Source organism: Cellulomonas sp. NPDC057328 (genome assembly GCF_042667215.1).
Classification (GTDB): domain Bacteria; phylum Actinomycetota; class Actinomycetes; order Actinomycetales; family Cellulomonadaceae; genus Cellulomonas.
This window is the reverse complement of record NZ_JBHUZW010000127.1, coordinates 1-11,090: the sequence shown is the minus strand read 5'-3', so window position 1 is coordinate 11,090 and position 11,090 is coordinate 1. Positions and strand designations below refer to the sequence as shown.

At 77.0% G+C, this 11,090-nt stretch carries 5 protein-coding genes; 2 read left to right on the top strand and 3 right to left on the bottom strand.

Going from position 1 to position 11,090, the window contains the following annotated elements; translation table 11 throughout:
- Positions 1 to 66: 66 nt before the first annotated feature.
- The 3 genes from ACFUMH_RS16710 to ACFUMH_RS16700 form a co-directional block, all read right to left on the bottom strand.
- Positions 67 to 5,286, bottom strand: coding sequence for a glycoside hydrolase family 3 N-terminal domain-containing protein (locus ACFUMH_RS16710; RefSeq protein WP_378208192.1), 5,220 nt, complete (start codon positions 5,284 to 5,286; stop codon positions 67 to 69).
- Between the two features lie 233 nt (positions 5,287 to 5,519).
- A complete protein-coding gene (locus tag ACFUMH_RS16705; RefSeq protein WP_378208188.1) occupies positions 5,520 to 6,629 on the bottom strand; it encodes a lactonase family protein in 1,110 nt (369 codons plus the stop codon).
- Positions 6,630 to 6,914: 285 nt separating this feature from the next.
- A complete protein-coding gene (locus tag ACFUMH_RS16700; protein WP_378208185.1) occupies positions 6,915 to 8,171 on the bottom strand; it encodes an ROK family protein in 1,257 nt (418 codons plus the stop codon).
- A gap of 101 nt (positions 8,172 to 8,272) precedes the next feature.
- On the opposite strand from ACFUMH_RS16700, the gene xylA reads away from it, so the two are divergent.
- Positions 8,273 to 9,463 carry a xylose isomerase gene (xylA, locus tag ACFUMH_RS16695; protein ID WP_378208183.1) on the top strand — a complete coding sequence of 397 codons (1,191 nt, stop codon included), beginning with the start codon at positions 8,273 to 8,275 and terminating at the stop codon, positions 9,461 to 9,463.
- 181 nt (positions 9,464 to 9,644) lie between these two features.
- On the top strand, positions 9,645 to 11,075 hold the full coding sequence (locus tag ACFUMH_RS16690) for a xylulokinase (RefSeq protein ID WP_378208179.1): 1,431 nt from the start codon (positions 9,645 to 9,647) through the stop codon (positions 11,073 to 11,075).
- Positions 11,076 to 11,090 lie beyond the last annotated feature (15 nt).

The following is an 11,090-nucleotide window of genomic DNA, read 5'->3' as shown; positions in this document are numbered from 1 at the left end:
GCCGTCGCACGTGGCGACGGCCGCCGCCGGCCCGGGCTGCCCCGGTGCGGACCGGTTCGTCCGGCGTCAGCGCACCAGGAGCACCCGCGGTGCGGACACCCAGGGCAGGTACGTGCCGTCGCCGCGGTAGGTCACGACGACGAGCGACGTGCGCGTGGAGCGCGGCAGGTCGACCACCGCGCGGCCGGCGGCGTCGAGCGTCGCCGTCCCCGCCGTGCGGCCGTTGACCCACACGTCCACGGCCCCGGTGGGCGTCACCCCCGCGACCCCGCGGACCTGCACCTGCACCTGCTTGGCGTCGCGCGCCCGGACGGTCCAGTCGGTCCCGTCCGTGCGCACCTGCGGCAGCGCCCGCACGACCGTCAGCCGCGCGCCGGCCGACTCGCTGCCGCGCACCGGCGGGTCCGTCTCCGCCGTGCCCGCGAAGACGGCGACCACGTCGTGCGTGCCGACCGCGAGGTCGGCCGGCAGCGTCGTGCGGGCCGTGGACCGCCCGTCGCCGGCCGGGCGCAGCGTCGCGGTGCCGACCGGCTCGCCGTCGACCCGGAGCTCGACCTGGCCGGTGGGTGCCGGGGCGCCGTCCGCGCGGACCGTGACGTCGGCCGTCACGGCGCGGCCGAACGTCGTCGCCCACGCCGACAGGCGCAGCCTCGTCGTCGACCCGACGGGAGCCGTCGTCGGCACGCCCGCCACCGCGGCGAGCGCCTCGAGGGCCTCGCCGGGGCGGCCCGCGAGGAGCGCGTGCTCCGCGTCGGCCGTGCGGGCGTCGGCGTCGGCCGGCGCGGTGCCGGCGACGACGGCCGCCTGCGCGAGGTCCCGCACCACCGAGACGACCGCGTCGGCGGCCGGGGTGACGTCGCGGTCCGTGCCGCCGAGCGCGTCGGCCGCGGTCGCCAGCAGCGGGACCGCCGTGCCGAGCGCGTCCGGGGCGAGCGCGTCGCCGTCCCACACCGGGGCGTCGAGCACCGCCTGCACGGCGTCGCGGCCCTCGCCGGCCGGCAGCCGGTCGAGCGTCGCCACCAGCCGCGCGCGCGGCGCGTCGGTGCGCAGGCCCCAGCCGTACGCGAACAGCGGGTCGTACTCCTCGTCGCCCACGTTCACGGGCACCTGGTCCGCGGACGCCGGCCACGAGACCGGCAGCCGGCCCGTGAACGGCCGGTCGCCGAACAGGACGTCGGCCACGCCGGCGCCCTCGGTGCCCGGGAGCCAGGACGCGACGAGCGCGTCGATCCCCTCGAGCTGGTCGGTGACCAGCTGCGGGCGCCCGGCGACGACGAGCACGACGCACTCGACCGCGCCGCAGACCCGCTCGATCGCCGCGCGGTCCGCCGCCGGCAGCTCCAGGCTCCGCCCGTTGTTGCCGACGTCGCCGACGCCCTCCGCGTACGGCGGCTCGCCCACCACGACGACGCCCACGTCGGCCCCGTCGAGCGGCGCCGAGGCGTCGGGCGAGTGCGTCACCGTGGCGCCCGGCGCGGCCGCGCGGATGCCCTCGAGCACCGTGGTGCCCTCGGTGATGTCGCCCGAGGCGCCCTGCCACTGGATCGTCCAGCCGCCGGACTGGTGGCCCAGGTCGTCGGCGTTCGAGCCCGCGACGTACAGGTGCGCGTCCCGGGCCAGCGGCAGCACGCCGCCCGCGTCCTTGAGCAGCACCTGCGACTCCGCGACCGCCTCGCGGGCGATCGCCCGGTGCTCGGCGCCGCCGACCGCGTCGGCCCGCGACCGGTCCGCGAACGGCTCGTCGAACAGCCCGAGCGCGAACTTCTGCCCGAGGATCCGGCGGACCGCGTCGTCCACGCGCGCCTGCTCGACGTCGCCGTCCTGCACGGCGCCCGTGAGCGCCTCGACGAACGTCGCGAAGTTGTACGGCGCCATGGCCATGTCGAGCCCCGCGTTCACCGCGCGCACCGCCTTCTCGCGGTACGTGCCGCCCGGGAGCTTGTCGATGCCCTCCCAGTCGCTGATGAGGAAGCCGTCGAAGCCGAGCTCGCCCTTCAGCAGGTCGGTGTTGAGCTCGCGGTGCTCGTGCATGCGCAGCGGCTCGCCGCCCGCGACCGCGACGGCCGAGTACGACGGCATGATCGAGCCGACGCCCGCCGCGAGGGCCGGCAGGTACGGGTCGACGTGGACGCGCCGCAGCTCCTCGAGGTCCGCGACGTGCGTGACGCCCTGGTCGATCGGGTAGCCCGACCCGGCCTGCGACGGCTCGTACTGCGTGCCGCCGTCCCCGACCCAGTGCTTCGCGGTCGCGAGCACGCGTTCCGGCCCCGACATGTCCGCCGGGTCGGTGCCCTGCAGGCCCTCGACCGCCGGTGCCGCCATGGCCGCCACGAGCGCGGGGTCCTCGCCGAACGCCTCGTACGACCGGCCCCACCGCTCGTCGCGCGTGACGCACAGGCACGGCGCGAACGTCCACGGCACGCCGGTCGCCCGCACCTCCACGGCGGTGGCGCGCGCGGCCGCCTCGACGAGGTCGCGGTCGCGCGTCGCGCCCAGGCCCTGGTTGTGCGGGAAGATCGTCGCCCCGACGACGTTGTTGTGGCCGTGCACGGCGTCGACGCCGTACACGAGCGGGATCTGCAGGCGGGTGCTCAGGGCCTCGCGCTGGAACCCGTCGACCATGTCGGCCCAGCCGGCCGCCGTGTTGGGCCGCGGCACGGAGCCGCCGCCGGAGAGCACGGACCCGAGGCCCAGCTCGGCGATCTGGGTCGGCGAGCGCAGACCGAGCCGCTCGGCCTGCGTCATCTGGCCGACCTTCTCGGCGAGCGTCATGCGGTCCAGGAGGTCCTCGACGCGCTCGGCCGTCGGCCGCGACGCGTCCAGGTAGGGCGCGCCGACCGCGTTGAGCACGACGCGCACGTCGTCCCCGACCGCCGCGCCGTCCGCGGCGAGGCGCAGCGCGAAGGAGCGCGCGTCGTCCTGAGCGGCCGTCGCGAGCGTGGTGACCTCGACGGTCGCCGTGGTGCCGGACGCGGTGCCCGCGGCGAACGTCGCGGACCCCGTCGGCGCGGTGTAGTGCGTGCCGCGCACGGCCGTGCCGGGGACGTCCTCCCACGTGACCGTGACGTCCGCGGGCAGCGGGGCGCCGTCGGTCGTCGTCAGGCGCAGCGTGACCTCGGCCGTGTCGCCCGGGTCGACGAGCACGACGCCCGGGTCGGCGACGACCTGCGCCGTCGCCGGCGGGACCGCCGCGCCGTACAGGCCGACGTCGTCCAGCGCCCAGCCCTCGGGCTCGGCCACGCCGGGCACGAACGTGATCGCGTAGCCCCACGACGACGTCAGGTCGAGCACGCCGTTGCGCGTGGCCTCGTCACCGGGCTGGTAGCCGGAGAGCGTGAAGGCCGAGAACGGGATCTCGACCAGGTTCCACCGGCTGCCGTCGGGCGACCACGTGTCCCGGAACGTCGCCGCCCAGACCTCGGAGTGCTCGCCGTCCGGGCCGCCGTCCTTGAGCTCGACCTTGATGTCGGCGCCGGCCGTCGGCGACGCGGGCCGCGTCTCCTGCGACGCGTACCAGAGCAGGCGGATGCCCTCGTAGGAGCTCCAGTCCTGCGGCGCGGCGAGGTTCTGCGAGAACCCGCCCCAGCCGCCGCCGGGGATGAGGTACTCGCCGCCGAGGACGTGGTTGCCGGCGGGTGCGCCCTCGCGGTCCTGCTCCTGCACCTCGAGCGACACCTGCGCGCCGTCCGAGCCCCACGTGAACAGGCCGACCTGGCTGCCCGGCTCGGCGATCGGGACGTCGCCCTCGACGTCCTCGAGGATCGTCAGCCGGTCGTACAGCGCGAGGTCGTCGAACCGCCACTCCCCCGCCCCGAGGTCGGTGAGCGTGATCGCCCAGCCGGTCGCGCCGGTCGGGTCGAAGCGCGCGTCGGACGCCGGGTCGCCCTTGAGCCGCAGCGACGCGAACGGCACCGACACGCGGCGCCAGCCCTCGGCGTCGTCGACGACGGACGTCTCGAAGAGCTGCCCGCCGCTCTTGAGCTCGTAGCGCAGCGTGCCGCCGCCGCCCGTGCCGAGGAACCAGAACGTGAAGCCGTCGTGGGCGGACCAGTCGGTCGCCTGCAGGTCGTGCGTGAAGCCGAACCAGTCGCCGTCGCCGGGCTCGCCGCCGACGGTCGCGACGAGCACCGCGTCGTCGGCCGCACCCGCGCGCGCGCCGGACGCCGTGGTGAGCGCGGGTGTGACCTCGGGGCGGCTGCCCCACGCGAGGTAGGCGCCGGGCACGCCGCCCGTGAAGTCCTCCAGGACGCTCGTCGCGCCGACGTCCGGCAGGCTGCCGTGCGGCGTGATCGTCACGGTCGCGGCCGTGCGGCCGCCGAGGACGAGGCCGTCGGACGGCTCGTCGAGCGTCAGCCCGACCGTGCCCACGGGCGCGAGCGGGCCGCGGTCGACCGTCGCGACGTCCACCGTCGCGCTGGTCTCGCCGGGCGCGAACGTCACGCGCTCGTCGACGGCCGTGTAGTCCGTGCCCGCCGCGGCCGTGCCGCCGGTCGAGCGCACGCGCACCGAGACCTCGTCCGCCGCCGGCGCGTTGAGCAGCACCGGGACGCTCGCCGTGCCGCCCGCCGGCACCGTGACGGCCGTGCGGCCGAGCGCCGCGACGGGCTGCGCGGGCGTGCCGTACACCTCCAGGGCGAACAGCGAGTAGCCGTACCAGTGCGGCCGTGCGGGGTCCCAGTCGAACGACGTGCGCTCGAGCATCTGCACCCGCACGTGCCGGGCGTCGACCGGCTCGGCGAGGGCGATCTCGTCCGTGCCGCCGTCGCCGGCCTCCTGCGTGTGCACGGTGGTCCACGCGGCCGGGTCGGCCGGGTCGCCGGTCGCGACCTGCACCTCGTACCGGGCCGCGAACGCGGCCTCCCACGCGAGCGACACCCGCTCGACCGCGGCGGTGGTGCCGAGGTCGACCGCGAACGCGGCGGTGAACTCGACGTCCTCGTCGGGCCCGTTGCCGCTCGCCCAGCGCGTGGCCGGGTCGCCGTCCACCGCGAGGTCGGCCGGGAAGCGCCCGTCGACGTCGTCCTGCGCGCGGTCCGCCGTGGCGGTGCCGACGCGGGCGAGATCGGTGGTGGGCGCGGCCGCCGCCGGTGCGGCCGCCGCGACGAGCGCGAGCGGCGCCAGGAGGGCGAGGGCCGCCGCGGTCGCGGTGAGCCGGGCCGGGGGCGCGCCCGGCGGGCGTCCACCGGGCGGTGCCGGACGGGCCGTGCGGCGGGCGCGCTGAGCGGACGGGCCGGCGGACGGGACGGCGGACGGGCGGGCGGGACGGGACGACGACGGTACGGGCACCGGGTCACTCCTTCGTGACGGCCGTGGGCGACCGGACCCCCCGCCCGGCCGCGCCGCGCGGCGACGTCGGCGACCGCGCCACGCTGCCCGGTCACGTCACCCGCGACTCCCGCAGTCGACCACAAAGACTTACTGACGTGTCAGTACGCTTTCGTCACGATTCGGTCACGACCGACGAACCGGACAGCCGTCCGGGTGCGGTGGCGCCGGGGCGGGGCCACCGGGGCGTGCCGTCAGCGGACGCGGACCACGCACGCCGGCGACGGGACCTCCGCCCGGCCGACCTCCGTGCCGTCGTGGTCGAGGACGACGACCGCGTGCGACTCCTGCAGCGCGACGACGGTCCAGTCGGCGACGACGTCGAGGTGCCGCGGCGTGCGGCCGCCGAGCGGCACCGACACCGGGGCGCCGAGGGCGCCGTCGGCGGCGACCGGGTAGGTCGTCACGACGTCGACGCCGCGCACGCCCAGCACGAGGCGGTCGCCCTCGAGCAGGACGTGCGACGGCGAGGGCGTCGCGTCGCCCGCGCGCCCGGGCGCGACGGCGGGCACCGAGGCGATCGGGGTGCCCGACGCCGACGCGGCGTCCCAGTCGAGCACGTGCACCGCCGCGTCGAGCTCGCCGACGACGTACAGGTGCCGGGCGTCGGGCGCGAACGCCACGTGCCGGGGGCCCGTGCCGGGCGAGAGGGTCGCGGCGACGCCGTCCGCGGTGAGCGTGCCGTCGGCCGCGCGCACGTACCGGCGCAGCTCGTCGGTGCCCAGGTCGGAGACGACGACGTGACGGCCGTCCGGCGTCAGCGCGACGAAGTGCGCATGCGAGCCCTCCTGCCGGTCGGTGACGGGGCCCGAGCCGGTGTGGCCGAACGTCTGCGCGGGCGCGCCGGCGGCGAGCACCTCGGGGGCGAACGTGCCGTCCGGCGCCAGGGGCAGCACCGCGAGGACGCCGTCGGAGTAGCAGGCCGCGTACAGGGCGTCGTCGGCGACGAGCAGGTGGCACGGGTGCGCGCCGCCCACCGCGACGGTGGCCGCCGCGGTCAGCCCGCCGTCGTCGCCGACCGCGAACGCCGTCACCGTGCCCGGGTCGTCCTCCGCCACCGCGTACACGACCCGGCCCGACGGGTGGGCGGCGACGAACGACGGCGCGGGCGCCTCGACGACGAGCCGCGGCCGGTCGAGCAGGCCCGTGGCCGGGTCGAGGTCGACGCACCAGAGGCCCTCGCCGAGCCCCGACGGCGTGCCGATGCCCGCGTGCGGGTACGTGCCGACCCACAGGGGGACGGTGCCGTGCGCGAGGGTCTCGGCGTCGGTCGCGGGCTCGGGCAGCGTCGTGAGGTCGTCCACGGGGCAGACCCTACGGACGCGCGCCCACCCCCGCCCCCGCACGTCCACGCGCACCGGCGGGACGACCCGTCGGTATCCCCCGCTCGCGGTCCGACGCCGCCGCCGCACCGGCCACCTCCCTCGGACCCTCGCGAGGTCGCCTGCTCGGTGGCGAGGTCGGCGGTGCGGGCAGGCGACCTCGCCACCGGACCGGCGACCTCGGCGGGCGGTGCGGGTCGGTGGGTGGGTGGGGGTGGGCCGGCGGGTGGGGCCCGTGGGTGGATGTCGGCGGGTGGGGGCCGGCGGTCAGGACGGGGTGAGCCAGAGGGACGGCTCCGCGACGACCTGGCGGAGGACCGCGAGGGCGCCGCCGGTCATCGCGGGGTAGGCGCCGGCGCGTGCGCGCGACACCTCGAGCGAGGACCACGGCGCGAAGATGACGTGCGCGTCGAGGGCGTCGCGCACGGCCCCCTCGACGTGCGGGTACAGCTGCCCGAACGTGCCGCCCAGCACGACGGCGCCGACGTCGACGACGTTCGCGACCGTGGCCAGCGCCAGGCCGAGCCACCGGGCGGCGTCGTGCACGGCCGCGACCGCCGTCGGGTCGTCGGCGCCCACCGCGGCGAGCAGCTCGGCGAACCGGCTGCCCGCGGGCAGTCCCGCGGCCGCGGCGATGGCGTCCTGCCCGGCGAGGCGCTCCAGCGTCGCCGGCCCGCCGGGCGCGGACCCGTCGACGACGACGTGGCCGATCTCGCCGCTCCAGCCGTGCCGGCCGAGGAAGATCTCGCCGTCCAGCACGAGCGCGCCGCCGACGCCGACCTCGCCGGACACGTACAGGAACGACGGCGCGCCCGCGCCGCGGCGGGCGTGCGCCTCGGCGCGGGCGGCCAGGTTGGCCTCGTTCGCGAGGCGCGGCGGGAACGACGCGAGCACGGGGTCGGCGGCGAGCCGCGCGACGACGTCGACGTCCCGCCAGCCGAGGTTCGGCGCGACGCGCAGCGGGCCGGTGACGCGGTCGACGAGGCCCGGCAGGGCGAGCGCGGTGCCGGCGACGCGGACGCCGTCGGCCTGCAGCCCCGCGAGCACGGGCCCCGCGAGGGCCGACAGCCGGTCGAGCACCTCGCCCGCGTCGGCGCCGCGCAGGTCGTCCTGCTCGACACGCTCGACGACGACGCCGCCCGCGAGGTCGACGGCGCGCACGCCCAGGTAGTCGACGTTGACCTCCATGCCGACGCCGGCGATGCGGCCCGGCACGGGCACGAGCGGCACGGCGGGGCGGCCGGCGCGCGGCGCCGCCACCGGGTCGAGCTCGCGCACGAGCCCGGCCTCGATGAGGACGTCCACGAGGCCGGTGACCGTGCCGCGCGCGAGCCCGGTCGCGGCGGCGATCTGCGCGCGGGACGGGGGCGCGGTGGCGTCGACGACGCACCCGAGCGCGACCGAGAGGTTGTGCTCGCGCAGGTGCTCCTGCCGGCGCGCGCGGACGGGGTCCGGCACGCGCTCGGCGGCGCGGCCGTTGCGCGTGCGGGGGCCGGCGTCGACGTCGTCGTGTGCCGCGGCCATGGGTTGACCCTAGCCGAGATCCGTGGATAAATTCATGCCGAGAACAAATCCGTCGGGCGGTCCTGCCCGGCGCCCCCGCCCGCTCGACGTGGAGATGTGCCATGGTTCGCAAGCCCACCCCGGAAGACAAGTTCTCCTTCGGTCTCTGGACCGTCGGATGGAACGCCCAGGACCAGTTCGGCTCCAACACGCGGCCGTGGCTCGACCCGGTCGAGTCGGTCCACAAGCTCGCCGAGCTCGGCGCCGCGCACGTGACCTTCCACGACGACGACGTCGTGCCGTTCGGCTCCTCGGACGCCGAGCGCGACAAGATCCTCGAGCGCTTCAAGGGCGCCCTGGCCGAGACCGGCATCACGGTCGAGATGGTCACCACCAACACGTTCAGCCACCCGGTCTTCAAGGACGGCGGCTTCACGTCGAACGACCGCCGCGTGCGCCGCTTCGGCCTGCGCAAGATCCTGCGCAACGTCGACCTGGCCGCCGACCTCGGCGCCGACACGTTCGTCATGTGGGGCGGCCGCGAGGGCGCCGAGTACGACTCGGCCAAGGACCTCAAGGCCGCGCACGACCGCTACGCCGAGGGCATCGACACCGTCGCCGCGTACATCAAGGAGAAGGGCTACGGCCTGCGCATCGCGCTCGAGCCCAAGCCGAACGAGCCCCGCGGCGACATCCTCCTGCCGACGATCGGGCACGCGCTCGGCCTCATCTCCACGCTGGAGAACGGCGACATCGTCGGCCTCAACCCCGAGGTCGGGCACGAGCAGATGGCCGGCCTGAACTTCACCACCGGCATCGCGCAGGCGCTGTGGCAGGGCAAGCTCTTCCACATCGACCTCAACGGCCAGCGGTCCATCAAGTACGACCAGGACCTCGTGTTCGGCCACGGCGACCTGTTCTCGGCGTTCGCCACGGTCGACCTGCTCGAGAACGGCTTCCCGAGCGGCGGCCCCCGCTACGAGGGGCCGATCCACTTCGACTACAAGCCCTCGCGCACCGAGGACTTCCAGGGCGTGTGGGACTCGGCGGCGGCGAACATGTCCACGTACATCCTGCTCAAGGAGCGCGCGCAGGCGTTCCGCGCCGACCCCGAGGTCCAGGAGGCCCTCGAGGCCGCCGGCGTCTTCTCCCTCGCCGAGCCGACGCTCTCCGAGGGCGAGACGATCGCGGACCTGCTCGCCGACCGCTCCGCGTTCGAGGACTTCGACGCCGACGAGGTGGGCGCCCACGGCTTCGGCTTCGTGCGCCTCAACCAGCTCGCGCTCGAGCACGCGCTCGGCGCGCGCGGCTGACCGACCGCACGTCCGGCGCGCCCGCCGGGACGCCCTGGTGAGAACCGGGGCGCCCGGCGGGCGTCCGCCGTCCCGGCCCCTGCGTCCCGTCCGGGCGACGCGGCAGCCCCTCCCCTCCCCCGCCCGGACACCCGACCCGCGGCCGACGCCCGCGGGCCAGCTCGCTGAAGGAGCACAGGCGATGACGCTCGTGGCAGGTGTGGACTCGTCCACGCAGTCGTGCAAGGTGGTGGTGCGCGACGCGGAGACCGGCGCGCTCGTGCGGCAGGGCCGCGCGTCGCACCCCGACGGCACCGAGGTCGCACCCGCGGCCTGGTGGGACGCGCTGCAGGAGGCCGTGGCGCAGGCCGGCGGCCTCGACGACGTCGCCGCGGTGGCCGTCGGCGGGCAGCAGCACGGCATGGTCGCGCTCGACGCGGACGGCGAGGTCGTCCGCGACGCGCTGCTGTGGAACGACACGCGCTCGGCCGGTGCCGCGCGCGACCTCGTCACCGAGCTCGGCGACGGCGACGTCGCCGCGGGTGCGCAGGCGTGGGCGTCCGCGATCGGCTCCGTCCCCGTCGCGTCCCTCACCGTGACGAAGCTGCGCTGGCTGCGCGACGCGGAGCCGGAGAACGCCGCGCGCGTCGCCGCCGTCGCGCTCCCCCACGACTGGCTGACCTGGAAGCTCGCGGGCGGGCTCGCCGCCGTCGGCTGGGACGGCCTCGTCACCGACCGGTCCGACGCGTCGGGCACCGGCTACTGGTCCCCGTTCACGGAGGACTACCGCCTCGACCTGCTCGAGCGCGCGTTCGGCGCGACGCCGCGCCTCCCGCGCGTGCTCGGCCCGCGCCAGACCGGCCCCACGCTCGCGAGCGGCGCGCTGCTCGGCCCCGGCGCCGGCGACAACGCGGGCGCCGCCCTCGCGCTCGGGCTCCAGCCCGGCGACGTGGCCGTGTCCATCGGGACGTCCGGCGTCGTGTCGGCCGTCGCGACGGCGCCGACGGCCGACGGCTCCGGCCTCGTCACCGGCTTCGCCGACGCGACCGGCGCCTACCTGCCGCTCGCCTGCACCCTGAACGCCTCGCGCGTGCTCGACGCCGCCCGGCGCATCCTCGGCGTCGACCACGCCGGGCTCTCCGAGCTCGCGCTGTCCGCGCCCGCCGGCGCCGACGGGCTCGTGCACGTCCCCTACCTCGAGGGCGAGCGCACGCCGAACAAGCCCGACGCCACCGGCGCGCTGCACGGCATGCGCCTCGGCAACACCACGCCGGCCCACCTGGCACGTGCCGCCGTCGAGGGCATGCTCTGCTCCCTCGCGGACGGCATCGACGCCCTGAAGGACGTCGGCGTGCCCGTCGAGCGCCTGTTCCTCATCGGCGGCGGCGCGCAGTCCGAGGCGGTCCGCCGCCTCGCGCCCACCGTCTTCGGCCTCGACGTGCACGTGCCCACACCGGGCGAGTACGTCGCCGACGGCGCCGCCCGCCAGGCGGCCTGGGTCCTGTCCGGCGCGCCGGCCGCGCCGTCGTGGTCCGCGGCGTCCGACGCCGAGGTCGTCAGCGCCCCGGCCGAGCCGCAGGTGCGGGCGCAGTACGCCGCCGCGCGCGACCTCACGGTCGACCGCGCGTCCTGACCCGTCCCGGTGCGC